The organism is Deinococcus aerolatus (assembly GCF_014647055.1).
GTDB classification, from domain to species: domain Bacteria; phylum Deinococcota; class Deinococci; order Deinococcales; family Deinococcaceae; genus Deinococcus; species Deinococcus aerolatus.
Window position 1 is genome coordinate 21,285 of the sequence record NZ_BMOL01000005.1, and the last position, 24,896, is coordinate 46,180.

A 24,896-nucleotide genomic window follows, 5' to 3' on the forward strand; every position below is an offset into this window, starting at 1 on the left:
GATTCAGGGCAAGAGAGTGACGCGCCCCGCCGCCGGGTCCAGCTGCACCTCCGCACCGAAAGGCAGTGTCAGTTGCGGACTGGTGTGGCCGAAATCCACGTTGGCCACCACCGGCAGGTCTTCACGTCCCGCCTCGCGCAGGACGCGGCGGACCCAGCCGTACAGGTCCTGCACCAGCTCCGGCGTGTAACCCCGTGGGCGGGCCAGCATCACTCCGGCGGCGCGGATCAGGATGCCCTGCGCAGCGTAATTGCGCAACCAGTAGCCCACCTGACGCGGCGCGGGCACGTCCTCGCTGGTTTCCAGCGCCAGCACTGCCCCGTCCCACAGCTCCGGCGCGGGCCAGCCGGGCGTGCCGTTCAGCATGTCCAACACCTCCAGGCAGCCGCCCATCAGGTGACCCTGCGCCGGAGCGTCCCCCTGCAACCACTGCCAGCCGTTGCCAGGCGTGAAAGGACGACGCACCTCCTGCAAGGTTTCGTCGGCCCATTCGGTGGAATGCTCGGTCCATTCGGGGGCAGGCGCGAGGTCAAAGGACCGCGTCGGGTCCACCAGCACGCGGCGAAGGCCCTGCACCGTGAAGGGGTGCAGCCCGCCGTTCTCGGCCAGATCGGTCAGCAGCGCGGGGCCGTGGTAGGCCATCACCCCGGCCCGCAAGAAGGCCAGCAGCGTGACCGTGCTGTCACTGAAGCCCAGGAACGGTTTGGGATGGGCGCGGATCAGCTCCAGATCGAGGAAAGGCAGCAGCCGCACGCTGTCGTCGCCTCCAATGATGCTGAGCAGGCCGTCTATGGCCGAATTCTCCAGCGACCAGTGCAGATCGTCGGCACGGGCCTGCGGGTGGGCGTCCAGATATTCCGCGCCGCGCAGAGCGTTGGGGGCATTCACCACTTCCCAGCCAAACTCGTCGGCCACCTGCCGCACCCCGGCGCGGTAGCGGCCCATCACCTCGGTGACGAAGCCGCCCGACAGGCTCAGGGCAGCCACCCGCGAACCGGGCAGGAGGGGAGCGGGGCGGACAAACCGGGGCGTCATCGGGCCAGCGTAAGGCAGAACCGGCGCCCAGCAAAGCAGATGTCCGCCTCGGCTGGCCTCCAGGCCTACGCCAGCAGATCCCTGGCAATGATGATCTTCTGGATCTCGCTGGTGCCCTCGTAGATGCGCAGCAGACGCTGATCGCGGTAGTAGCGCTCCACCGGGCTGTCTTTCATGTAGCCCATGCCCCCGGCCACCTGCACGGCCTTGTCGGCCACCTGTGAGAGCGCCTCGGTGGCGTGGTACTTCGCCACCGAGGCCATGCGGCGCACGTCCTGGCCCTCGTCAACCATCCAGGCCACCTTCTGCCACAGTACCCGGCTGGTCTGGATGGCGATTTCCATCTCGGCCAGCATGAACTGCACCGCCTGGAACTCGGCGATGGGCTGCCCGAACTGCTCGCGGGCCTTGGCGTGCGCCACGCTCAGGTCCAGCAGGCGCTGCATGGCCCCGGTGCTGCGCGCGGCGATGCCCACCCGCCCGGCCGTCAGGATGCCCAGCGCCTCGCGGTAACCCATGTGTTCGGGCCCCAGCAGGTTGGCCGCCGGAACCTCGGCGTCCTCGAAGATGACTTCGGCCGACAGCGCCCCCTTCTGGCCCATTTTCTCATCGATCTTGCCCACCCGCACGCCAGGGGTGGTCTGCGGCTCCACCAGAAACGCGCTCATGCCGCGGGTGCCCTTGGCCGGATCGGTGATGGCGATCACGGTCAGCAGCCCGGCAATCGGCGCGTTGGAGATGTAGTGCTTGGTGCCGTTCAGCACGTACACATCGTCTTTTTTCACGGCGCGGGTGCGGATGTTCGCGGCGTCCGAGCCGCTGCTGGGTTCGGTGATGGCAAAGCCCGCCACGCACTCGCCGGACGCCATGCGCGGCAGGAAACGCTGCTTCTGCTCCTCGGTGCCCAGCTTGACCAGGCCCGACGTGCCGATTGAGGCGTGCGCGCTGATGACGCCGCCGAAGCCCATGTGCCCCTGCCCCAGCGCCTCGTACGCGGCGCAGCGGCCCAGCATGCCTAGGCCCACGCCGCCGTACTCCTCGGGGATGCTCAGGCCGAACAGGCCCAGCCCCGCCGCTTCCTTGAACAGCTCCGGCGGCACGCTGTTGCTGTCCTCAATCTCGTGGGCACGCGGCTCCACACGGCCCAGCATGAAGTCACGGATGGTTGCCTGCACCTCGCGCAGGTCATCGGGCAGATTAAAATCCATTTGGACCAGCCTAGAGCATTTGCGGGCCGGGGCAAAGCTGCGCGGCGGCAGGCTGCGGCGCGGCCACCGACGCCGCCCAGGCGACCTGACATCGCCCGCACCGCCACCACCCCTCCCCCTTGCCGAGGCCCCGCCGCGTTTGATAAAACCCCCTTCAGAGACTTTCCAGAGCCTGTGCCGCAGCGTGGCCCAGACAACTCCCCGGCCCTTGACAGCCGAGGCGGGGCGCGGCTATACTCTCCTGTGGCCAACCAGGATGGGTCTGGCAGGAGCGAATTGGTACTCTCCAGTTTTCAAAATTAACACCCCACAACAGGAACGCAGCCGGGAAGGTTGCGGGTCCTGATTGCGCCATTTCTGGGTTCCCGTCTTCACGTTTCCACTTCCGTCTTCTGGTTTCAATCTGCGGTACGCCGCATGACAGGCGCCTTTTTCTGCCCCGAAAAGGCCGTGAGCAACACAGCAGGGTGCGCGCGAGGTGTGCATGAGTTTTATCGGTAAAGAGTCCCGTATCGAGCGGTTCGGCGAGATCAGCGAGGTCATCCCGCTTCCCAACCTGACCGAAATCCAGGTCAACTCCTTCCGCGCCTTTCTCCAGGCAGACCGTGCGCCGGACAAGCGCGACAACGTGGGCCTGCAGAGCGCGTTCAAGGAAGTCTTCCCAATCGACGAGACCGAGAAAGGTCGCTCAACCGGCCTGGTCCTGGACTACCTGGAATACCGCCTGGGCGACCCGCCCTACACCCCTGAAGAGTGCCGCGAGAAGGACCTGACCTACCAGGCCCCGATGTACGCCAAGCTGCAGCTGATCCACAAGGACAGCGGCCTGATCAAGGAAGACCAGGTGTTCCTGGGCGACCTGCCGCTGATGACCGAGGACGGCTCGTTCGTGATCAACGGCGCGGACCGCGTGGTGATCTCGCAGATCCACCGCAGCCCCGGCGTGTACTTCACGTCCAGCTACAAGGGCATCAAGAAGCTGTACACCGGCGCAATCATCCCGATGCCCAAGCGCGGTCCCTGGATCGAGCTGGAATTCGCGGGCGGCATTCTGGAAATGAAGGTCAACAAGCGCAAGTTCCCGGTGGCGATGCTGCTGCGTGTGCTGGGCTACGACGACGCCAGCCTCAAGACGCTGTTCAGCGAGTTTGACCCGGGCACTGAACTGCCCGAGGACAAGAGCGCGGGCATGGGCGCCGACGAGGCGCTGCTGCGTCTGTTCACGGTGCTGCGCCCCGGCGACCCGCCCAAGCGTGACAAGGCCACCCAGTACCTGTACGGCCTGCTGGCCGACCCGCGCCGCTACGACCTGGGCAAGCCGGGCCGCTTCAAGATGAACCGCAAGCTGGGCCTGGACCGCGAGGAATACACCCTGCTGACCTTCGCCGACGGCAAGTTCAGCGACGCCGGGCTGGTGGACACCATTCGCTACCTGATGGCGCTGCACCACGGCCACGAAACCGTGTCCATGATGGGGCCCGACGGCAAGATGCACGACGTGCCGGTGGGCGAGGACGACATCGACCACCTGGGCAACCGCCGCGTGCGGACGGTGGGCGAGCTGCTGGCCGACCAGCTGCGCGTGGGCATGGGCCGCATGGCGCGTGGCGTGCGCGAGCGCATGCTGCTGGGCAACCCCGACGCCGCCACCCCCACCAAGCTGGTCAATAACCGCCCCATCGTGGCGGCCATGCGCGAGTTCTTCGGGCGCAGCCAGCTGAGCCAGTTCAAGGACCAGACCAACCCGCTCTCGGATTTGCGCCACAAGCGCCGTATCTCCGCACTGGGGCCAGGCGGGTTGACCCGCGAGCGCGCCGGCTTCGACGTGCGTGACGTGCACCGCACGCACTACGGCCGCATCTGTCCGATCGAGACGCCGGAAGGCGCCAACATCGGCCTGATCTCGTCCCTGGCCTCGTACGCCAAGGTCAACCCGCTGGGCTTTATCGAGGCGCCGTACCGCCGCGTCAAGGACGGCAACGTCAGCGAGACGGTGGAGTACATGACCGCCGACATCGAGGACAGGTACACCGTGGCGCAGGCCAACAGCCCGCTGAACGCCGACAACACCTTTGCCGACGAGCGCGTGCTGGCCCGCCGTAAGGGTGACCCGCTGTGGTACACCCCCGAAGAAGTCGACTACATGGACGTCTCGCCCAAGCAGATCGTCTCGATCAACACCAGTCTGATTCCCTTCCTGGAGCACGACGATGCCAACCGCGCGCTGATGGGATCCAACATGCAGTCGCAGGCCGTGCCGCTGGTCCGCGCCGATAGCCCCGCCGTGGGCACCGGCGTGGAAAGCCGTGTGGTGACCGATTCCGGCACCAGCGTCGTCAGCGACGTGACCGGCCGCGTGACCTACGTGGACGCCCGCGCCATCCAGATCACGCTGGCCGAGGACTCCGCCGCTGCCGGCATGGTCACGGGCAACGTCCGCACCTTCGAACTGGTGCGCTTCACCCGCAGCAACCAGGGCACCAACCTGGACCAGCACCCGATTGTCAGCCTGGGCGACGAGGTCAAGGCCGGACAGGTTATCGCCGACGGCCCGGCCAGTGACCGGGGCCGCCTGGCGCTGGGGCAGAACATCACCATCGCGATCATGCCCTTCGACGGCTACAACTTCGAGGATGCCATCTGCATCAACGAGGGCCTGATTCGCAAGGACTTCTACACCTCCGTCCACATCGAGAAAGACGAGGTCGACGCCCGCGACACCAAGCTGGGGCCGGAAAAGATCACCCGCGACATTCCCGGTCTTTCCGAGGCTGCCCTGCGCGACCTCGACGAGGACGGCATCGTGCGCGTCGGCGCAGAAGTCAAGCCCGGCGACATCCTGGTGGGCAAGACCAGCTTCAAGGGCGAGTCCGAGCCCACCCCGGAAGAGCGTCTGCTGCGCTCGATCTTCGGGGAGAAGGCCCGTGAGGTGAAGGACACCTCGCTGCGCGTGCAGTCCGGTCAGGGCGGCATCGTGGTGAAGACCGTGCGCTTCCGCCGCGGCGACGAGGGCGTGGACCTCAAGCCTGGCGTGCGCGAGATGGTCCGCGTGTACGTGGCCCAGAAGCGTCAGCTGCAGGTGGGTGACAAGGTGGCCAACCGCCACGGGAACAAGGGCGTCGTGTCCAAGATCATGGCCCCCGAGGACATGCCCTACCTGGAAGACGGCACCCCCGTCGATCTGGTGTTCAACCCGCTGGGCGTGCCCTCGCGCATGAACCTGGGCCAGATTCTGGAAACCCACCTGGGTGAAGTCGCGCGTCTGACTGGCCAGAAGTTCGAGACCCCGGTGTTCGACTCGGTCACGGAAGCCACCATCAAGGAAATGCTGGAGGTCGCGGCGGCTGAACGCCTGCAGGGCCGCAAGGACGACGGCTTCGAGCTGGACAAGCGCGAGCAGGACGTGCTGGACCGCGCCGGCAAGCTGGGCGTGATCAACAAGGCCAGTGACGACTACGAGGCCGCGCAGATGCAGCTGGCCCGCACCGGCAAGAGCATCCTGTTCGACGGCCGCAGCGGCGAGCCGATCAGCGGCCCCGTGGTGGTGGGCACCATGTACGTCATGAAGCTGTACCACATGGTGGAAGACAAGCTGCACGCCCGCTCCACCGGCCCCTACAGCCTGATCACCCAGCAGCCGCTGGGCGGCAAGGCGCAGTTCGGCGGCCAGCGCTTCGGCGAGATGGAAGTGTGGGCGCTGGAAGCCTACGGCGCGGCGCACACCCTGCAGGAAATGCTGACCATCAAGTCCGACGACATCGACGGGCGCGACGCCGCGTACCAGAGCATCGTCAAGGGCGAGGAAGTCTCGGGCAGCACCATCCCCGAAAGCTTCAAGGTGCTGGTCAAGGAGCTTCACTCGCTGGGCCTGGACGTGGAAGTGCTGGACGCCGGAGACCGCCCCGTGGACATCTTCGAAGGAATGATGCCCAAGCGCTGATGCGCTGCCCCCAAGGTCCACCGGTCTGACCGCCACAGCGCCTCTTCCCCGAGCCTCTGACGGCCAGACCGCCCAGCAGTCCGACGGTTCAACAAGAACTCCCAAGGAGTTTCAATGAAAGATTTCAGCAAAGTCCGTATCGCCATTGCCAGCCCGGAAAAAGTCCGCGAGTGGAGCTTCGGCGAGGTTGAAAAGCCCGAGACCATCAACTACCGCACCCTGAAGCCCGAGCGCGAGGGTCTGTTCGACGAGCGCATCTTCGGGCCACAGAAGGACTACGAGTGCGCCTGTGGCAAGTACAAGCGCCAGCGTTACGAGGGCAAGGTCTGCGAGCGCTGCGGCGTGGAAGTCACGTCCAGCAAGGTGCGCCGCTACCGCATGGGCCACATCGATCTGGCGACGCCCGCCGCGCACATCTGGTACGTCAAGGACAGCCCCAGCAAGATCGGCACGCTGCTGGACCTGAGCGCCGGACAGCTGGAGAAGGTGCTGTACTTTTCCTCCTTCCTGGTCACCGGTCCGCGCAACGCCCAGAAGGACGGGCGGCCCCTCAAGCGCGGCGAACTGCTGACCGACGATGAGTACCGTGAACTGCGCTTCGGGCGGCAGGAAACCTACACCATTCCCGGCGGCCAGGAAGCCGTGGTGCGTGACGGCGAGTACGTGACGCGCGGGCAGACCCTGGGCGGCAACGTGGTGGCCAAGATGGACGGGCTGGCGCAGTTCCGCTTTCCCCGCCGCGCCGAGATCGCCTACCGCGAGGAAGTGGAGGCCACGCTGCCTCTGCCGTCCGACGTGCTGGTGGACCAGGAGACCTTCCGCGCCGGTGAGATCCTGGCCGAACTGGAGCGGGACGTGCAGATCACCGCGCCGGTGGCCGGCACCGCCTTCCTGAGCGAGATGGGCGAGGACTCCGTGATGGTGGTGATCCGCCAGAGCGTGGACGCCGCCCCCGCCGAGCAGGACGAGAACGGCGAGGACATCGAGACCGAGACCCCCCTGGGTGAGGTGCTGGCCCGCGTGTACGTGCCGCACGGCATGGACGTTCAGGTGGCACACGGCGAGATCGTCGACGCCGGGGCCACGCTGGCCGAAGCCAAGTCCGGCCAGCGCCTGCGCGTCAGCCGCGACAGCCGCCTGAGCGCAGTCAAGTTGCCCAAGAAGGGCGACGCCACCGTCACCGCGCACTGGACCCGCCGCGCCGAGTACCCGATCAACCCCACCATGCACGTGCTGGTGGGCGACGGCAGCGAGGTCGAGGCCGGGCAGAAGGTCGTCGGGGCCATCGACAAGGACGAGGAAATCACTGCCGAGGCCAACGGGACCATCACCCTGCACGCGCCGGCCAGCATCATCGTCTCCAAGGCCAAGGTCTACCCCTACGAGGACGAGCCGCTGGTCGTGATCGGCGACCGCGTGGAGCCTGGCGACGAGCTGGCCGACGGCGGCAACCTGCGTTCCGAGATCTCGGGCCGCATCGAGATTGATCTGGTGCGCAAGCAGGTGCGCGTCATCGAGTCCTACGACTTCGAGGCCAAGATGGGCGCCGAGGCTGTCAAGGAACTGCTCGACGATATCGATCTGGACGTGCTGGAAGCCGAGCTGAACGAGGCGATGAAGGACTCCTCGCGCCACAAGCGCGCCAAGTCCCGCAAGCGGCTGGAAGTCACGCGCGCCTTCAAGCGCAGCGGCAACCACCCCTCGTGGATGATTCTCAACACCGTGCCGGTGATGCCGCCGGATCTGCGCCCGATGGTGCAGGTGGACGGCGGACGCTTCGCCACATCGGACCTGAACGACCTGTACCGCCGCCTGATCAACCGCAACAACCGCCTCAAGAAGCTGATCGGCCAGGGCGCGCCCGACATGATCATCCGCAACGAGAAGCGCATGCTGCAGGAAGCGGTGGACGCCCTGATCGACAACGGACGGCGCGGCAGCCCCGTGACCAACCCTGGATCTGACCGCAGCCTGCGCTCGCTGACCGACCTGCTGGGCGGCAAGCAGGGCCGCTTCCGCCAGAACCTGCTGGGCAAGCGCGTGGACTACTCCGGCCGCTCGGTGATTGTGGTGGGCCCGCAGCTCAAGCTGCACCAGTGTGGTGTGCCCAAGCGCATGGCGCTGGAACTGTTCAAGCCGTTCCTGTTCAAGGTGCTTGAAGAGAAGGGTGAAGTCACTAACATCAAGCAGGCCCGCAAGATGCTCGAGCGCTACCGCGATACCCGCGACAGCGTGTGGGACGCGCTGGAAGAGGTGATTGAGGACAAGGTGGTGCTGCTTAACCGCGCGCCCACCCTGCACCGTCTGGGCATCCAGGCCTTCGAGCCGGTTCTCGTGGAAGGGCAGTCCATCCAGCTGCACCCGCTGGTCTGTGAAGCCTTCAACGCCGACTTCGACGGCGACCAGATGGCGATTCACGTCCCGCTGAGTGCCCAGGCGCAGGCCGAAGCCCGCATCCAGATGCTGGCCTCGCACAACCTGCTGTCCCCGGCCAACGGCGAGCCGAACGTCAAACCCAGCCGCGACATCATCCTGGGGATCTTCACGCTGACCCAGCTCCGGCACGACAACCTGGGCGCGGGCACCGACTTCGCCGACGAGAACGCCGCGTTGCAGGCCCTCGAGGACGACAAGGTGGCCCTTAACAGCCCGATCACGGTGCGTGGCGTGGCCACCAGCCCCGGCCGCCTGAAGTACAACTTCTCCAGCCCCGACGAGGCCATCATGGCCGTCGAGCGCGGCGGTCTGGACTACCAGGACCACGTCCGCATCCGCCTGAACGGCACCATCTACGAGACCAGCGCCGGGCGCGTGATGTTCCGCCGGCTGGTGCAGGAGGCGCTGGGCACCCAGGCCGCCCTGGTCGACACCCTGGTGGACCTGAACACCGCCTACGAGAAGGACCACCTCAAGGACATGGTGATGGCCTGCTTCAAGCACCTCGGGATCGAGGCCACCGCCGGCCTGCTGGACGCGCTGAAAGACAGCGGCTTCAAGCTGTCCACCTCCTCGGGCATCACCATCGGCATCGACGACATCGTGATTCCGCCCAGCAAGGGCGAGATCCTGGCCCGCGCCGACGAGCAGGTGGCGGAAATCGAGCAGAACTACGAGTTCGGCTTCATGACCGAAGAGGAGCGCTACAAGCAGGTTGTGCAGCTGTGGAACGAGACCAAGGATGAGGTCAAGAACGCCATGTTCGACAACTTCAGCCAGAACTACCCGTTCAACCCGCTGTGGATCATGAGCCAGTCCGGCGCGCGTGGTAACGCCCAGCAGATCACGCAGCTGGCCGGGATGCGCGGCCTGATGGCCCGCCCCGACGGCAGCACCATTGAAGTGCCGATCCGCGCCAGCTTCCGCGAGGGCCTGACCGTGCTGGAGTACTTCATCAGCACCCACGGCGCGCGTAAGGGTGGGGCCGACACGGCGCTGCGTACCGCCGACTCCGGGTACCTGACCCGCAAGCTGGTGGACGTGGCCCACGAAGTGGTTGTGCGCGACGTGGACTGCGGCACCACCGACTACAGCACCATCAGCCTGGGCGCCACCGACGAGCGAAGCGGCGAGTGGCGCGCGCGCAAGGCCAGCGAGATCGAGACCAGCATCTACGGCCGCACCCTGACCGCCGACGTCGAACTCAGCGACGGCAGCACCATCCGCGAGGGCGAGATGCTGTCCCTCGAGGACGTCAAGGCCATCACCAGGGATGCCAAGGTCCTGCAGGACATCTTCGTCCGCACTCCTTTGAACTGCCGGGTCAAGAGCGGCGTGTGCCAGAAGTGCTACGGCTACGACCTGTCGCAGGCCAAGCCGGTCAGCATGGGCGAGGCCGTGGGCGTCGTGGCGGCCGAGTCCATCGGCGAGCCCGGCACGCAGCTCACCATGCGGACCTTCCACACCGGCGGCGTGGCCGGCAGCGGCGACATCACCATGGGTCTGCCCCGCGTGATCGAGCTGTTCGAGGCCCGCAAGCCCAAGGTGCCGGCCCTGATCGCCGACACCACCGGCGTCATTCACATCACCGAGGAAGACGAGCGCTACCTGATCAAGGTGGAGGCCGACGACGCCCAGTTCAGCGGCAAGCTGCACAAGGTCTCGCGCGCCACCCGCCTGCTGCCCGAGATCAAGGACGGCGTGCACGTCGAGGCCGGCCAGCAGCTGACGCGCGGCGCCGTCAACCCGCACGACCTGCTGGAGCACAAGGACAACGAGTCCGCCCAGAAGTATCTGGTGGACGAGGTGCAGCGCGTGTACCGCAGCCAGGGCGTGAAGGTCCACGACAAGCACATCGAGGTGATCATCCGCCAGATGCTGCGCTACGTGGAAATCGTGGACGGCGGCAGCACAGACCTCCTGGAAGGTCAGGTTGTGGAGCGCTGGGAAGTGGACGGCGCCAACAACGCGCTGGCCGAGGACGCCACCCCCAGCTCCTGGAAGCCGGTCCTGCTGGGCATCACCAAGAGCAGCCTGACCACCAAGAGCTGGCTGAGCGCGGCGTCGTTCCAGCACACCACCCACGTGCTGACCGAGGCCAGCATGAAGGGCCAGGTCGACGACCTGATCGGCCTGAAGGAAAACGTCATCCTGGGCAAGCTGATTCCGGCCGGCACCGGCCTGCTGACCGTCCGCGACATGCAGGTGGCCGACGACCGCACGCTGGAGAAGTACGGCGAGAGCAACAACAGCAGCGACTCCGTAACCGGGGATCGCAGCTACGACGACACCCGCCCCGGCGTAGTGAACGAGAACGTCACCTACACCAACTGAGCTAACAGTTCAGTGCAGCAGGCTGAAGGCGAAAGCTGAAGGCCAACATGAAAAGCCCCCACCCGTTACAGGTGGGGGCTTTTCGTGTTGTGGAATGGGGGTGATGACAAGATCATCCCGGCGCAGGCAACCGTTCATTCCTCCAGCAGTCGCCGCCCCAGCGCCGTGTAGGCCGTGTCGTCGGTGGGCGGGTGGGTCAGGCCCGCGCGGGCATCCCGCAGCAGCTTTTCCAGCGGCAGCGCGGCGTTCAGGGCCGCCCCCCCCGCCGTACGCGAGGCCAGATCGGTGGCGTGGACTGCCGCGTTCGTCGCGTGCGCCTTGGCTGCGCCGATGCCCGGCACAGCAGTCGCGCCGGGATCGGCGTCCCAGCGGGCGGCGGCCTCCAGCAGCAGCGCCCGCGCGGCCTGCAAGGAAGTGGCGATGCGGCCCACGTTCTCCTGAATGCGTGGCAGGGTGGCAATGGGGGCGCCCAGCGCGGTGGGCACACGCACACGGGCGTAATCACTGACGGCGTCCAGTGCGGCGAAACCCACGCCCAGGTAGGTGGCCGCAATCGCCGTCCAGAACCACGCGCTGCTGGCCGGCTGGCCGGGCGCGGGCGGCGCGTGCAGGCCCGCCGGCGCGTCCGTGAACACCACGTCGTGGCTGCCGCTACCGCGCAGGGCCAGCGCCCCCTGCCAGGTGGGTTCAATGCGCACGCCAGGACCGGTCATGTCCACCCAGTAGCGGCCCACCTGCCCGTCCGGCGTGGCGGCGGTGACAAGCGCCCAGCGCAGGGCACGCACCCCGGTAGACCACGTTTTGCGGCCCGTAACTCGCCAGCCGCCGCCCCCAAAGTCCGTCCCTTCCGGCACGGCGCGGGTCTGCGGCAGGCCGCCGCGCGAGGGACTGCCCAGCTCGGGTTCGCTGGCCAGGGCATTGAGCAGCTCGCCGCGCTCCCCAGCCACGGCCACGGCGTGCAGCAGCGGTTCGGGCAGCGTCCGTCCCTGAAACGCCGCGCCCGTCACATGGCCGTGCATTGCCAGCACCAGGGCGAGGCTGGCGTCGGCCGTGCCCAGCGCCAGCTGTGCCCGCGCGAACTGGGCGAGGCCGGCCCCCAATCCGCCCCGGCTTTCAGGAACCGCCAGACGGGTGTAGCCGGAGGCCGACAGCGCCCCGGCGGCCTCCGGCGTCACGTCCTGGGCCGCCTCACAGGCCGGGGCGTGCTGGCGAATGGCGGCGGCGGCACGGTCCACAACGTCGGCCTGTGCGGGGGTCAGTTCGGAGAGCAGGTGCAGGAAGGTCACACCCCCAGGGTAGCGGCTGACGGCCCCCACGCCTGTATTCCGCCCCGCCGGACTCAGCGCTCGGTGGGACCGGTGACGCTGACCAGCACGCCCCGGTACTCGCCGGGGGTGATCAGCCCCATCGCCATAGCGTGCCCGGCCGCGTTCAGACTGTCGGCGGCCAGCACCAGATCGACGCCGGTCCGGGCCAGCTCTCCGCGCAGCTTGAGGACCGTCTCGTCCTGGAAGACGCCGGTCAGGTCACGGATGTACACCGCCAGAACCCGGCCCGCGTACCTGCGAACCACCTCGGAATAGATCAGGGCGTCCTGCTCGCCGCTGTCCCCGATCAGCACAAAGTTCAGGTGCGGAAAGCGTTCGAACAGGCGGGTGATGATCTCAAGTTTGTGGCCCCCGTGCCCGGCCAGCAGACCCATGCCCCAGTTGCGCAGGAACAGCGGCCCCAGCGGAATCCGGCGGTAGTCCAGAAACTGCCACAGCAGGTCGAAGAAATTCCAGGGGCTGCTGGACACGTAAAAGATCGGGTTGTGGACCTCGCCCTCACGCACCAGGGCGCGGTACAGCGCCCCCACGCCGGGAAACGGCGAGCGGGTACGCGCGTTGCCGGTCAGGGCGGTCATCAGCATGCGCGGCAGGCTGGTCACGTCCGACTGAATCACGGTGTCGTCGAGGTCACTGATCACCCCGAAGCGGGCGTTATCGATCACCTGCACGCGGGCGCGGGTCTGGCCCTCCTTGCCCTCGATGCTCAGGGCCGCCTCGTGCCAGCCGCCGGGCAGCGGCCCCAGGGGCGTGAACGACAGGGTGAAATAGCCCCCATCGTCGCTCAGGACGCTGGCACTGACACCGTCCAGCACACCGTTGACCTGCACCCCGCCCACCTCGCGCGAGAACAGGCGGCGCATGCTGTTGACAAAGTTGCGCCAGCGCCGGTCCCCGGTGGTGGGGGGCGACACGATGCGCGGCAGCAGCACGCGTCCCGTGAGTTCGACGCCGTGCGGGGTACCCCAGCCCACGTAGGGCTGCAAGATCAGCTTGCCCCGCGCCCGGCGCGGCTGCACGTAGCCGCTGATGGCCCGGTCCGCCACCAGGACCGCGCGCTCCACGGCAGGCAGCGCCCGTTTGAAGGCGGTTTTGACGGAATTCACCCCGGCAGTCTACGGGGCCGGGTCCACGCTCAGGCCGGGCCACGGCTTGCCGCGCCCTTTAGAGTCTGGGCGGCGCTCAGTGGACGCGCACGCCCTTGGTCAGCGGTTGCTTGCGGACCCAGGCGACAAAACGCTGAACCTCCTCATTGGCCAGCAGGGCCTCGACGGTGTTCAGCTCGCCGGCCAGCTGTCCATTGCTGAAGGTCTTTTGCAGGTAGCCCTGGCAGGCCGCGCACATCCGCACCGTGGGAATGTCGCCCAGCCTGACACCCTGGCGCCGCCCCTGCGATTTGGGCACCAGATGGTGATCGGTCATGTTGGGGGCCTCGCGGCCACACAACACGCAGGGGTCGGCGGCTTTGGGCGGGGCGTACCAGCTGGGATCGGGTTTGTTGCGGGCCATGCCCGACAGCATAGGGCCAGCAGGCGGCCTGACCCCTCCCTGCCTTTCCACTCCCTCCCCCTCCCTTTGCCTACACTGTGGCCATGCAGCCCTACCTCGACCTGATGCGGCAGATTCTGGACCACGGGGCGGTCAAGACGGACCGCACCGGCACCGGCACCCGCAGCATTTTTGGCGCGCAGCTGCGCTTTGACCTCACCCAGGGGTTTCCGCTGGTCACCACCAAGAAGATTCACCTGAAGTCGGTGATCCACGAGCTGCTGTGGTTCCTGTCCGGCAGCAGCAACGTCGGGTATCTGCAGGACCACGGCGTGAAGATCTGGGACGAATGGGCAGGCGCGGACGGCGAACTTGGCCCGGTCTACGGCGTGCAGTGGCGCAGCTGGCCCACCGCGGACGGGCGGCAAATTGACCAGATCCGGCAGGTGGTGCAGCAGATCAAGACGAATCCCAATTCCCGCCGCTTGATCGTCAGCGCGTGGAACGTGGGCGAGATCGAGCAGATGGCCCTGCCGCCCTGCCACGCGCTGTTCCAGTTCTACGTGGCGGACGGCCGCCTGAGCTGCCAGCTGTACCAGCGCAGCGCCGACGTGTTTCTGGGTGTGCCGTTCAACATCGCGTCCTACGCGCTGCTGACCCTGATGATTGCGCAGGTGTGCGGCCTGGAACCGGGTGAGTTCGTGTGGACCGGCGGCGACTGTCACCTGTACAGCAATCACCTGGAACAGGCCCGCGAGCAACTGTCGCGCGATCCCAGACCCCTGCCCACCATGCACCTGAACCCGGAGGTGAAAGACCTGCTACAGTTCAGATACGGGGATTTCAAACTCACGGGCTATGACCCCCACCCACACATCAAGGGGGTGGTGGCGGTTTGACCCTGCCCCACTTGACCCTGGCCCACCTGAGACACCCACGTCTGACCTTCGTTGTGGCGATGGCGGAAAACCGCGTGATCGGCCGGGACGGTGACCTGCCGTGGCGGCTGCCCGCCGATCTGGCGCACTTCAAGCGGCTGACCGTGGGCAAACCCGTGATTATGGGCCGCAAGGTCTACGACTCGATTGGGAAACCGCTGCCCGACCGACTCAACATTGTTCTGACGCGCAATCCAGCGTTTCAGGCCCCCGGCTGCGTCGTTGTCCACTCGCCAGAGGAAGCGCTGGCGGCAGCAGGCGACACCGCTGACGTCATGATCATCGGCGGCGAGGACATTTACCGTCTGTATCTGCCCCAGGCGGACCGGGTGGAACTGACCGTGGTTCACGCGGAGATCGGAGGTGACACGTTCTTTCCCGAACTGCCCGGAGAGTGGACGGAAACGGCGCGGCGCGAGCGGGCGGCGGACGAACGCAACCCGCATGCCCTGAGTTTCCTGACCCTGGACCGGGTCCCCCACCCGCAGGGCTGAGGCTTCTGAGGAAGGGTCCACCCGTCCGGGGGCAGGGGGCGGTCATTAGCCGGAACCCGCACACCAGCCACGGACAAGGTAGGTCCGAAATAGTGCTTTCCACGCTTGTTCGCTGTGCCATAGAGCTGGTAAACTGTACCTCTTGTACTCCGCACCTGTTCGCCACGTCGGCGAGAACCACAGGGCGGGGATCGGCGGGAAAGCCCCTGACGCCGGGGCTGACCGAAACCGAAGGAGCGTTAGAAAAATGCATAAAATTGCCATTGTGGGCCGACCCAACGTCGGCAAATCAAGTCTGTTCAACCGTCTGGTGGGGCGGCGCGAGGCCGTGGTGGCCGACTTTCCCGGCGTGACCCGCGACGCCAAGGAAGGTATGATGCTGCACCAGAACCACCGCATCACGCTGGTGGACACCGGCGGCCTGTGGAGCGGCGACGAGTGGGAGGCCGCCATCCGTCAGAAGGCCGAGTGGGCCATGGAAGGCGCGCAGGCCGTGATCTTCGTGCTGGACCCGCGCGAGGGCCTGTCTGCCGCCGACTACGAGGTGGCCGACTGGCTGCGCCGCCTGGGCACCCCCGTCATCGTGGTGGCCAACAAGATCGACAGCCAGAAGCACGAGATCTACCTCGCCGAGCTGTGGGGCCTGGGCTTCGGCGATCCGGTGCCGATCAGCGCCGAGCACGCCCGCGGCCTGGACGAGCTGATGGACCGCGTGATGACCTACCTGCCGGAGGATGACGAGGACGTGCCGGAAATCGCGCCCATCCGGATTTCGCTGATTGGGCGGCCCAACGTCGGCAAGTCCAGCCTGCTCAACGCGATTGTGCAGTCTGACCGCGCCATCGTGGCCGATCAGCCGGGCACCACCCGCGATAGCCTGGACGTGGAGTGGGATTACGGCGGGCAGCGTTTCGTGCTGGTGGACACCGCCGGGATTCGAAAGAAGCCCCCCACCGCCATCGAGGACTACGCCATCCAGCGCAGCCAGGCGGCCATTGCCCGCAGTGACCTGATCTGGCTGGTGGTCAACGCGGACGAACTGGGCGACCACGAGCTGAAACTCGCCAACCTGGCCTACGACAGCGGCAAACCGGTGATCGTGGTGGTCAACAAGTGGGACCTGATTCCGGACGCGGACCTGAAAAGCACCGAGAAGGACCTGAACCAGAAGCTGCACCATATTTCCTACGCGCCGCGCGTGTACACCAGCGCCATCAACGACTACGGCATCCACGACATGCTGGCCGAGGCCATGAAGCTGCACGACAAGTGGCAGAGCCGCGTGCCGACCAGCGAACTCAACCGCTGGCTGGAAGTCTGGCAGATGCGTCAGGCCGTGCCGAACTTCCACGGCAAGAAGCTGCGGATGTACTTCATGACCCAGGTGGAGACCGCGCCGCCCACGTTTGCCATCTTCTGTAACCGCGCCACCTTCGTCACCCGCGCGTACGAGGGTTTCCTGCAAAACCGCATCCGCGAGGATCTGGCGCTGGCCGGCATTCCGGTGCGCCTGAAGTGGAAGGAGAAGGGGCCGTACAAGCGCGGCCAGAAGGGCGAGGACGCCGAGGCCTGAGCCAGCCAACGTAAAACGGCGTTCACCCAAGTGGCGGGTTGAACGCCGTTTTCCCTTTCAGACTGGTCACATGGCTGAAAAAAAGTTGGCTGACCTGTCGGACCAGATGCGCAAGATCGACATTGCCATGCTCTCCACCCACAGCAAGGGGGGCAACATCGCCGGGCGGCCCATGAGCAACAACGGACAGGTGGAGTACGACGGCACCTCGTACTATTTCACCTACGAGGCCGCGCACACCGTGGGCGAGATCGAGGCGGACCCGAAGGTCTCGCTGGCTTTTATGGGCCAGAAGGGCTTCTCGGTGGCGGTGGAGGGCAAGGCCACCCTCAGCCGCGACAGGGCCAAGATGCAACAGCACTGGTCCCCGGACCTGGACAAGTGGTTCAAGAACGGCATCGACACCCCGGACATCGTGATGATCCAGGTGGACGCCACCCGCGTGCACTACTGGGACGGCGAGGACGAGGGCGAGATCAAGCTGTAACCGGCCACTGCCGTCCGTGAAAAGGCCAGCGGGAGACACGCTCCTCCGCCGGCCTTTTTTATGGGCGTGTCAGGGCTGGTAGGTCTTGAGGCCGTTGCCCGCACCCTGCGTGCCGGTGTTCGGGGCGCGGTAGAACACCAGACTGATGGGCAGGTTGCTGCCGCTGGCCGGAATGAAGTCGATGTTCAGCCGGTCCGAGCCGGCCCGCCACAGCATCACGGGTTCCTCCGGCTTGATGGCGTTGCCGCTTCTGGGCAGCTTGATGGTCTGGCTCAGGGGGCCGTCCTGCACGTTCATGGCCCCCCGGTATAGGCCCCCGCGGGGGCTGAGGGCCACGGCTGTCCCGGCCGCGCCGTTGACCTCCAGATCGTACAGCACGCCGTAATTGCCGCTCAGGCGCACCGGCTGTCCGGTCAGCCTGTCGGTGCCGGTGATGGCCGGGTCCAGCTGACCGTCTCCGATCACGATACGGGCCGGCAGCGTGCCCAGGTTGACGCGCAGGCGGCGCACCGCGTCCGGAAAGGTGCCGCGCACGTGCTTGCCGTCCGGCTTCAGGTAGGGCAACTGCTGCGAGACCTGGGCGCTGGGCGGCAGCCCGTCTTCCAGCATCAGGAAGGTCAGCTCGACGCGGCCAGAGGCGGTCAGGTCCTGCATCATGTTGGCGCCGCTGCCCGGGCTGAGGGTGGGGCTGGCGTACACGGCGGCGGCCTGACCGGGGGCCAGGGTCAGCGTCGGGCCGCCGGTGCTGGCAAAGTAGTCCAGCAGCGTGACCTGCCCCAGCAGCCCCTCAATGCGGGTGGGGGCGGTCTCGCCCTGCCGCAGCGTGCGGACCTCCACCGGGCGTGCCTCGGTGTTGCGGGCCAGCACATACAGGCGCGCGGGCTTGCCCAGGCCGTTCAGGTGGTAACCCAGCAGCCTCACAGGCCCTTCCAGCGTGTCCTGGTACAGCACGCCGCTCTGGGTGGGCACCTCAGGGCTGTCACTGAAGATCAGCGGGAACGTGGTGCCGGCCACCGGCAGAACCGCCGCCGAGGGGTAGTTCAGCACTTGCGCGTCGGGGAAGCGGTCACCAGGCGCGGCGTACTTGAGGGCGTAGGTCAGCGGGCTGTCCAGCGGCGCGCCCTGCACCGTGATGGTGCGCGTGAACGGCTTGCTCTGCAGCCCACGGCTGTTGGTGACGTTCAGGCCCACCGTGTAGGTGCCCGGCTGGAAAAAGGCGTCCTCGCGGTTGCTCCACTTGCGGGAAGTGATGTCGGCGCCGTCAGGGTCATAGGCGTACTCGGTGTACACCACGCGCTCGCCGGGCGCGTACACGTTCTTGTCGGTGGAGAATCGCGCCTGCGGGGCCAGCGGATTTCCGCCGTGGCGCAGGGCGGTCAGGGTCAGGGTGCGGCCGGTGTCGTCGGCCGCGCTCAGGTTGGCCTCCAGGGCGTCGGCCAGCACGCGGGCGCTGAGGTACAGCGTGCCGTCGATCACCAGCCCCGCCCCGGCGGGCTGCGGTTGCCCGTCCAGCAAAACGCTGCCGTCGCCGGCCACCACCACGCGGCCCAGACTCACCTGCCCCCCGGCGCCGGTCTGAAGCGGGCGGCCCAGCAGCGCGGCCGTCTCGCGCAGCGGCAGCAGCGTGCGTCCGCCGACCAGCCGGGGCGAGGCCAGCCAGCGGGCCGCGTCGCCGTTCACGTTCAGGTCCGGGGCGTCCACCGTGAAGGTCAACTGCACCGACCCGGCCGTGACGGTGGCGGCCAGCGTGAGACCGCCCAGGGTGGACAGCACGGCGCCGAGAAGGAGGGGGCGTTTCGAACGGCCCAGGCGGGGCCAGAAGCCTTGAAGCAACAGCGGAAGGAGGGAGGAGGCAACGTGCACCGGGGGAGTATGCCCGCCGCACCTGACCCGGTTCTGTGCGGATTGTCCCCCCGGCACTTCACCAACGCTTCCGACATGGGGTGGGCGGGGGGGACGGGCGTTCCAGTGGATTCTGCATGGCTGGAAGCCCTGGCCGCAGGACAGCGGAGACGCAGGTGGCCGCGCCCCTCACCGGCACCCCGCAATGTCCGCATTCATTCCAAACTTTTGGGGTCCCTGCGGCATAGACTGGGCACATGTCGCAGCGCGCAAGAAACGCCCGTGCAGCCGCCGGTGAAAGGCCCGCATGAAGAGGCCCTGGGGCTGGGGGCTGCTGGGCGGCGCGCTGCTGGTGATGGTGGTGGTCAGCCTGACCCTGCCGCGCGGCAACGCCAATGAAATGACCCTGACCGACTTTGCCGCCAGCGTGCGCGGCGGCCAGGTCCAGAGCGCGAACATCACGTTCCAGAACGGCACCGCGCTGATCAGCGGGCAGTTGCAGGACGCCCAGCCCTACCGGACCCGCACCCTGGTCAGCGACCCACTGATCGAACTGGGCAGCCTGCAGGCCCGGGGCGTGACCGTGGCCTACGCCGCTCCGTCCCGCCTTAGCGTGTTCGGCGTCCTGAGCGTGCTGCTGACCCTGGCCCTGATCGTGGGTCTGGTGATCCTGCTGATGCGCAGCCGCCAGAACCCGGGCACCGACGCCGCCGGGGCCTTTGGCAAATCGAAGGCAGCGGTGATTGCCGAGGGGCAGATCAAGCTGAACTTCACCGACGTCGCGGGCTGCGACGAGGCCAAGCAGGACCTGCAGGAAGTCGTCGACTTCCTGCGCCAGCCCGAGAAGTACCACCAGCTCGGCGCCCGCATTCCCCACGGTGTTCTCCTCGTCGGTCCTCCCGGCAGCGGCAAGACCCTGCTGGCCAAGGCCGTCGCCGGGGAAGCCAAGGTGCCGTACTTCTCCATCAGCGGCTCGGACTTCGTCGAGATGTTCGTCGGCGTCGGCGCCGCCCGCGTCCGGGACCTGTTCGAGCAGGCGCGCAAGAGTGCCCCCTGCATCGTCTTTATCGACGAGATCGACGCCGTGGGCCGCAAGCGCGGGGTCAGCATGCAGGGCGGCAACGACGAGCGCGAGCAGACCCTCAACCAGCTGCTCGTCGAGATGGACGGCTTTTCCAGCGGCCAGGAGGTGATCATCCTGGCCGCCACCAACCGCCCGGACGTGCTGGACGCCGCGCTGCTGCGTCCGGGACGCTTTGACCGTCAGGTGGTGGTGGACGCCCCCGACGTGCGCGGGCGCGAACACATCCTGAGAATCCACGCGCGCAAGAAGCCGCTGGACGTCAGCGTGGACCTGGGGGTGATTGCCCGGCGCACGGCGGGCATGGTGGGGGCGGATCTGGAGAACCTGCTGAACGAGGCCGCCCTGCAGGCGGCCCGGCAGGGGCGCAACCGCATCACCGGGCGGGATGTGGACGAGGCCAGAGACCGGGTGCTGATGGGTCCGGAGCGGCGCAGTCTGGTGGTGCGTGAGGCGGACCGCAAGGTCACGGCCTACCATGAGGTGGGCCACGCCCTGGCCGCCCAGCTCCTCCCCCACGCGGACAAGGCACACAAGCTGACCATCGTGCCGCGTGGGCGCAGTCTGGGCTCGGCGCTGTACACCCCCGAAGACCGCATGCACCACACCACCACTGCCCTGCTGGACCGCATCTGCGTGGCGCTGGCCGGACACGCCGCCGAGCAGGTGGCCACCGGACAGGTCACCACCGGCGCGGCCAATGACTTTCAGCAGGCCACGGGCATCGCCCGGCGCATGGTCACCGAGTGGGGCATGAGCGAGGTGGGCCAGCTGGCGCTGGCGCAGGAAAGCAGCGCGTATCTGGGATACGGGCCGCAGCAGGGCGTGTACAGCGATCACACTGCCCAGCAGATCGACCACGAGCTGGGCCGCATCCTGAACGGCCAGTTCGAGCGGGCCGTACAGCTACTGACCGAGCACGTTCACGTCCTGCACCGCCTGACCGACGAGCTGATGGCCCGCGAGAGCCTCAGCGGCGAGGACGTGCAGACCGTCCTGGCGGGAGGCAGCCTGCCCGCGCTGGAACTGCCCGGGGCGTCGCCCGTGGCTGCCGACGACCCAGCGGCAGCGGGCGGACTGAAGCCCGGCCCTGCCTGAGCCTGGGGACCCCGCCTGCTGAACAGACCCCACCCCTGACGGTGGGGCGTCTGGCAGCCCGGGCAGCCTCTGAGGTTCGAGGCCCTGTCCGGCGCCCCGCGGCCTCAGTCCCAGTCCCACTCACGCCAGTCGCTGGCCCTGGCCTTGCCCTTGCTGGGCGATGATTCGGCCACCTGCTCCGGCGGGGCTGGGTGCGGGGAGGGGTACCACGGGTAGGCGGCGGCCAGCGCCTCGTCCAGCCGTTCGCGCAGCAGTTCGGCCAGCCGGGCCTCCTCGCGCGCGGTCAGTTTTGGAATCTCGCGCCTCAGGCGGTCCAGCGCCGCGTCCAAGCCCGCCAGATACGGCCCGCGGGCCTTCCTGACCGCACCTTTGCGTAGCGGTTCGGGGAGGATGCCGGGGGTATAGGACCCCGCCGCCGCTTCCAGCAGGGCGGCTCGTCTGGCCTCGCGGACGGCGCGGTTGCGCTCGGCGCGTTCGCGGGCGTCGGCGGCGCGGGCCTGGGCCGCCAGAAAGGTGTCGTCGCGCTCTACTTCCATCACGCGGGCCTCGGCGTACAGCTTGACGGGGGGCAGGCGGCGGCGGCCCATCCGCAGGCCGTTGGGCCGGGTCCCGTCATGCTCGCCCAGGAAGCGCGCGATCAGCGTGGGCGTCCAGCCCCGGTCCTTGAGGTCCTGCGTTGCCAAAAAACCCGGCGGGTTCAGCGGCGGTCTGTCCTTGCGCTCACTCATGAAAGGGGCAGCGGCTCTACCCTGCCCGGCTGGGCGGACGTCCACTCGCGGCGCAGCAGGTCCAGCCGCACGCTGTCGTAGCGCACCCCGGCCACCAGGCGGGCCTCGCGGATGCGGGCGGCCTCCAGAAAGCCCAGCCGCCGCGCCGCATGGATCATGCGGGTGTTGCCGCCCCAGGTGGTGAAGGTCAGGACGTGGGCGTCGGTCTCGTCGAAGGTGGCCGTGACCCACAGCCGCAGCGCCCGCGTGCCGATGCCGTGGTTCCAGTGCGCCGGATCGTAGATCAGGATGCCCAGGTCCCACCAGCCGCCGCCCGCCGGTTCCTCCTGGCTGCGGTTGACCATGCCCACACACTGGCCGTCCAAGGCGATCACGCGTTCATCGGAGCGGGTGGGCTCGGTTTCCAGCCGCTCCACGTAGGCCTGCAGCGAGGCGGTGGTGGACGCCGCGTGAAAGTACGGCGCGTCCCAGTGACGCCACTCGGCCTGCGGGTCGGCCAGCCAGCGCCGCAGCACCGGCAGGTCACGCGGCCGGCGGCCCCGCAGGGTGACGGTCTGGGCCGGGGAGGAAGAGGTCATGACGCCATGATTCCAGACCGGACGGGCTGCGGGTGAGAGCGGCGATCCAGTGGGCTGGGCCGCTGAACGGAGCTGCCGCTGCTCACCCCGTCCCCGTGACCCAGCGCCACAGCGGCGGGGCCAGCGTCACCAGCCCCACCACCAGCGCCCCGGCGGCGGCCACCAGCACCGCCCCGGCGGCGGCGTCCTTGGCCACTCTCGCCAGCGGGTGCGGGTCAGGACTGGTCAGGTCCACCACCGCCTCCACGGCGGTGTTCACCAGTTCCAGCGCCAGCACCAGGGCGCAGGCCAGGGCAACCGGAGCCAGTGGAACGCGCAGCGCCGCCGCCAGGGCCAGCGCCGCCGCACCGGCCCAGACCTCGATACGGAAGTTGGCCTGCGAGCGGTAGGCGTGCCGCACGCCAGTCCACGCGAAGCCTGCCGAACGCCACCAGCGCCGGGGGTTCAGGGCCGAGCCGTCCGAGCGCACGCTGTCAGGTGCCGGCGGGCAGCGCGGCCTCGGCGGCCTGCCACGCCGCGTGGAAGGTGGCCCATTCAGGCCCGGTGGCCCCCTCCTCATAGCCCAGACCGTCGGCGTGGGGGTGGTCATGGCCCACCAGATGCGTCAGGCCGTGGCTGGCCAGCAGGGTGACCTCGCGGGTCAGGCTGTGACCGCGCGCCAGCGCCTGCCGGGCCGCCGTGTCCAGGCTGATCACGATGTCGCCCAGGTGCGGCGGCATGAAAGGATCGCCCGGTTCCCAGGTGGGAAAGCTCAGGACGTCGGTGGCGGCGTCCTCGCCCCAGTGTTCGTGCTTCAGGGCGCGAATGGTCCGGTCGCCCACCAGCACCAGTGTCACCTCACGCTCCTGCACACCAAAGTGGGCCATCGCCGCTTCCAGGCCCGCACGCACGGCGGGGCGCAGGCCAGGGGGCGGGGTCTTGCGGGCCAGAAGGTCGATCACACGCACCAGGGTAGTGCAGGCGGGCCGCAAAGAGGCGGGGCAGCGCGTCCATCTGCACTGCCCCGCCCCATAAGCCCCTGCCCAGCGCTATGGCTGCGGATCGCCCTCGCCTTCCGGAATACTGGCAAACTCGCCCCGGCGGGCCGAGCGTTTGTCGTCCTCGGCGTTCTCGGCCTGCTCGTAGGCCCGGATGATCTTGCCCACCAGTGGGTGGCGAACCACGTCCGCATCGGTAAATTCGTGCCACGCGATGCCCTCGATCTGGCTCAGCACGCGCTTGGCCACCGCCAGCCCGCTGGTGATGTGGCGCGGCAGATCGATCTGGGTGACGTCCCCGGTGATCACCACCTTGCTGGAAAAGCCCATGCGGGTCAGGAACATCTTCATCTGCTCGCCGGTGGTGTTCTGCGCCTCGTCCAGAATGATAAAGGCGTCGTTCAGGGTCCGCCCGCGCATGAAGGCCAGCGGCGCAATCTCGATCACCCCGCTGGTCAGGTAGGCCTCGAACTTGTCCTGGTCCAGCATGTCCTGCAGGGCGTCGTACAGCGGGCGCAGGTAGGGATCGATCTTGGCCTGCAGGTCGCCGGGCAAGAAGCCCAGTTTCTCCCCGGCCTCCACCGCCGGGCGGGTCAGGATGATGCGCTTGACCGCCTTGGTCTTCAGCGCCTGAATCGCCATGGCCACGGCCATGTAGGTCTTGCCGGTCCCGGCCGGGCCGACGCCGAAGGTGATGTCGCTGCCCGCGATCTGCTCCAGGTACAGTTTCTGCCCCGGCGTCTTGGGCTTGAGGCCGCGCGGCAGGCTCAGCCCGGTCATCTGGGTCTCGGCGGCCAGGCTGCGGCCCTCGCCGCTCATGCGGGCAGACCGCAGCAGGCTCTCGGGGGTCAGCTCTCCGCCGGCGCGCACCACGTCCAGCGCGTCGCGGACCATGCGCTCGGCCTGCTGGACCTCGGATTCAGTGCCGGTGATGGTCACGGTCTCGCCGCGGGCCACCAGCTTGGCGCGGGTCAGTTCGCGCATGCGGCGCAGGTTCGCGTCGCCCGTGCCCAGCAGGGCCAGGGCTTCACGCTGGTCTTGCAGGGTGACCGCAGCGCTGGCCGCAGCGGGAAGGGTCTGGCCGGCTGGCCTCTGGTCTGCCGGAATCTGGGCGGCTGAAATCTGGTCTGGCTGTGGCTGGTCAGTCACTCGTCTCCTGTGGTTGGATCAACACGGGCCGGCGTGGCGCTCACGCACGGCGCACCCTCCCCCGAAGACGGCTTCGGCAGGCGGGAAAAGAGGAAGGGTCATTCGGATGCCCCCATTGTCGGCAGTGCGGGCCGGGTCTGGCGTGGCCTGCAGCACATTCGGCCCGCCTCAGACCCCGGTAC

Annotated in this window: 18 protein-coding genes; 7 read left to right on the forward strand and 11 right to left on the reverse strand. The window is 67.8% G+C overall.

The features are described from left to right. Positions 1 to 3 precede the first annotated feature (3 nt). Together IEY31_RS06935 and IEY31_RS06940 are read right to left on the reverse strand one after the other, a co-directional pair. Positions 4 to 1,035, reverse strand: coding sequence for a S66 family peptidase (locus tag IEY31_RS06935; protein WP_188970367.1), 1,032 nt, complete (start codon positions 1,033 to 1,035; stop codon positions 4 to 6). Positions 1,036 to 1,100: 65 nt separating this feature from the next. After that, positions 1,101 to 2,243 (reverse strand): acyl-CoA dehydrogenase family protein, encoded by a 1,143-nt coding sequence (locus IEY31_RS06940; protein WP_188970369.1) that lies wholly within the window; start codon positions 2,241 to 2,243, stop codon positions 1,101 to 1,103. A gap of 484 nt (positions 2,244 to 2,727) precedes the next feature. On the opposite strand from IEY31_RS06940, the gene rpoB reads away from it, so the two are divergent. Further along, positions 2,728 to 6,183 (forward strand): DNA-directed RNA polymerase subunit beta, encoded by a 3,456-nt coding sequence (gene rpoB, locus IEY31_RS06945; protein WP_188970370.1) that lies wholly within the window; start codon positions 2,728 to 2,730, stop codon positions 6,181 to 6,183. 114 nt (positions 6,184 to 6,297) lie between these two features. Next, positions 6,298 to 10,953, forward strand: coding sequence for a DNA-directed RNA polymerase subunit beta' (locus tag IEY31_RS06950; protein WP_188970372.1), 4,656 nt, complete (start codon positions 6,298 to 6,300; stop codon positions 10,951 to 10,953). Positions 10,954 to 11,087: 134 nt separating this feature from the next. Here the strand turns inward: IEY31_RS06950 and IEY31_RS06955 are convergent, their stop codons facing one another. From IEY31_RS06955 to IEY31_RS06965, 3 genes are all read right to left on the reverse strand, one after another. After that, complete coding sequence (locus tag IEY31_RS06955) at positions 11,088 to 12,239, reverse strand: acyl-CoA dehydrogenase family protein (protein ID WP_229723384.1); 1,152 nt, start codon at positions 12,237 to 12,239, stop codon at positions 11,088 to 11,090. Positions 12,240 to 12,292: 53 nt separating this feature from the next. Continuing rightward, positions 12,293 to 13,387 carry an App1 family protein gene (locus IEY31_RS06960; RefSeq protein ID WP_188970374.1) on the reverse strand — a complete coding sequence of 365 codons (1,095 nt, stop codon included), beginning with the start codon at positions 13,385 to 13,387 and terminating at the stop codon, positions 12,293 to 12,295. A 76-nt stretch (positions 13,388 to 13,463) separates the two neighbouring features. Then, positions 13,464 to 13,790: an HNH endonuclease gene (locus tag IEY31_RS06965; RefSeq protein WP_188970375.1), complete on the reverse strand. Its 327-nt coding sequence runs from the start codon at positions 13,788 to 13,790 to the stop codon at positions 13,464 to 13,466. A gap of 83 nt (positions 13,791 to 13,873) precedes the next feature. Between IEY31_RS06965 and IEY31_RS06970 the strand changes: the two genes are divergently transcribed. The 4 genes from IEY31_RS06970 (at position 13,874) to IEY31_RS06985 (ending at position 17,261) form a co-directional block, all read left to right on the forward strand. Continuing rightward, on the forward strand, positions 13,874 to 14,668 hold the full coding sequence (locus tag IEY31_RS06970; RefSeq protein WP_188970377.1) for a thymidylate synthase: 795 nt from the start codon (positions 13,874 to 13,876) through the stop codon (positions 14,666 to 14,668). Next, positions 14,665 to 15,201, forward strand: a complete 537-nt coding sequence (locus IEY31_RS06975) for a dihydrofolate reductase (protein ID WP_229723385.1) — start codon at positions 14,665 to 14,667, stop codon at positions 15,199 to 15,201. The genes IEY31_RS06970 and IEY31_RS06975 overlap by 4 nt, the downstream gene beginning before the upstream one ends. Before the next feature lie 247 nt (positions 15,202 to 15,448). After that, positions 15,449 to 16,774 carry a ribosome biogenesis GTPase Der gene (gene der / locus IEY31_RS06980; RefSeq protein WP_188970379.1) on the forward strand — a complete coding sequence of 442 codons (1,326 nt, stop codon included), beginning with the start codon at positions 15,449 to 15,451 and terminating at the stop codon, positions 16,772 to 16,774. A gap of 70 nt (positions 16,775 to 16,844) precedes the next feature. Then, positions 16,845 to 17,261, forward strand: a complete 417-nt coding sequence (locus IEY31_RS06985) for a pyridoxamine 5'-phosphate oxidase family protein (RefSeq protein WP_188970381.1) — start codon at positions 16,845 to 16,847, stop codon at positions 17,259 to 17,261. A gap of 69 nt (positions 17,262 to 17,330) precedes the next feature. On the opposite strand, the gene IEY31_RS06990 is transcribed toward IEY31_RS06985, so the two are convergent. Then, positions 17,331 to 19,034 carry a copper amine oxidase N-terminal domain-containing protein gene (locus IEY31_RS06990; protein ID WP_373289129.1) on the reverse strand — a complete coding sequence of 568 codons (1,704 nt, stop codon included), beginning with the start codon at positions 19,032 to 19,034 and terminating at the stop codon, positions 17,331 to 17,333. A gap of 376 nt (positions 19,035 to 19,410) precedes the next feature. Between IEY31_RS06990 and ftsH the strand changes: the two genes are divergently transcribed. Continuing rightward, entirely contained in the window at positions 19,411 to 21,282 is a 1,872-nt protein-coding gene (ftsH, locus tag IEY31_RS06995) for an ATP-dependent zinc metalloprotease FtsH (RefSeq protein WP_188970383.1), read from the forward strand. A gap of 104 nt (positions 21,283 to 21,386) precedes the next feature. On the opposite strand, the gene IEY31_RS07000 is transcribed toward ftsH, so the two are convergent. The 5 genes from IEY31_RS07000 to IEY31_RS07020 all read right to left on the reverse strand — a co-directional run bounded on the left by IEY31_RS07000 (position 21,387) and on the right by IEY31_RS07020 (position 24,609). Beyond that, on the reverse strand, positions 21,387 to 22,010 hold the full coding sequence (locus IEY31_RS07000) for a hypothetical protein (RefSeq protein ID WP_188970385.1): 624 nt from the start codon (positions 22,008 to 22,010) through the stop codon (positions 21,387 to 21,389). Beyond that, positions 22,007 to 22,588: a GNAT family N-acetyltransferase gene (locus IEY31_RS07005; protein ID WP_188970387.1), complete on the reverse strand. Its 582-nt coding sequence runs from the start codon at positions 22,586 to 22,588 to the stop codon at positions 22,007 to 22,009. The genes IEY31_RS07000 and IEY31_RS07005 overlap by 4 nt, the downstream gene beginning before the upstream one ends. 82 nt (positions 22,589 to 22,670) lie before the next feature. Continuing rightward, a complete protein-coding gene (locus tag IEY31_RS07010) occupies positions 22,671 to 23,057 on the reverse strand; it encodes a diacylglycerol kinase (protein WP_188970389.1) in 387 nt (128 codons plus the stop codon). A gap of 4 nt (positions 23,058 to 23,061) precedes the next feature. After that, entirely contained in the window at positions 23,062 to 23,529 is a 468-nt protein-coding gene (gene ybeY / locus IEY31_RS07015) for an rRNA maturation RNase YbeY (protein ID WP_188970390.1), read from the reverse strand. 87 nt (positions 23,530 to 23,616) lie between these two features. After that, positions 23,617 to 24,609, reverse strand: coding sequence for a PhoH family protein (locus tag IEY31_RS07020; RefSeq protein ID WP_229723407.1), 993 nt, complete (start codon positions 24,607 to 24,609; stop codon positions 23,617 to 23,619). Positions 24,610 to 24,896: the final 287 nt, after the last annotated feature.

What these genes read in the sequence shown, in the direction of transcription:
- IEY31_RS06965 (WP_188970375.1), bottom strand. Translation starts at nt 13,790, where the DNA reads ATGGCCCGCAACAAACCCGATCCCAGCTGGTACGCCCCGCCCAAAGCC.
- IEY31_RS06985 (WP_188970381.1), top strand. Translation starts at nt 16,845, where the DNA reads ATGGCTGAAAAAAAGTTGGCTGACCTGTCGGACCAGATGCGCAAGATC.
- IEY31_RS06935 (WP_188970367.1), bottom strand. Translation starts at nt 1,035, where the DNA reads ATGACGCCCCGGTTTGTCCGCCCCGCTCCCCTCCTGCCCGGTTCGCGG.
- der (WP_188970379.1), top strand. Translation starts at nt 15,449, where the DNA reads ATGCATAAAATTGCCATTGTGGGCCGACCCAACGTCGGCAAATCAAGT.
- IEY31_RS07005 (WP_188970387.1), bottom strand. Translation starts at nt 22,588, where the DNA reads ATGACCTCTTCCTCCCCGGCCCAGACCGTCACCCTGCGGGGCCGCCGG.
- rpoB (WP_188970370.1), top strand. Translation starts at nt 2,728, where the DNA reads ATGAGTTTTATCGGTAAAGAGTCCCGTATCGAGCGGTTCGGCGAGATC.
- IEY31_RS07000 (WP_188970385.1), bottom strand. Translation starts at nt 22,010, where the DNA reads ATGAGTGAGCGCAAGGACAGACCGCCGCTGAACCCGCCGGGTTTTTTG.
- IEY31_RS06970 (WP_188970377.1), top strand. Translation starts at nt 13,874, where the DNA reads ATGCAGCCCTACCTCGACCTGATGCGGCAGATTCTGGACCACGGGGCG.
- IEY31_RS06940 (WP_188970369.1), bottom strand. Translation starts at nt 2,243, where the DNA reads ATGGATTTTAATCTGCCCGATGACCTGCGCGAGGTGCAGGCAACCATC.
- IEY31_RS06950 (WP_188970372.1), top strand. Translation starts at nt 6,298, where the DNA reads ATGAAAGATTTCAGCAAAGTCCGTATCGCCATTGCCAGCCCGGAAAAA.
- ftsH (WP_188970383.1), top strand. Translation starts at nt 19,411, where the DNA reads ATGAAGAGGCCCTGGGGCTGGGGGCTGCTGGGCGGCGCGCTGCTGGTG.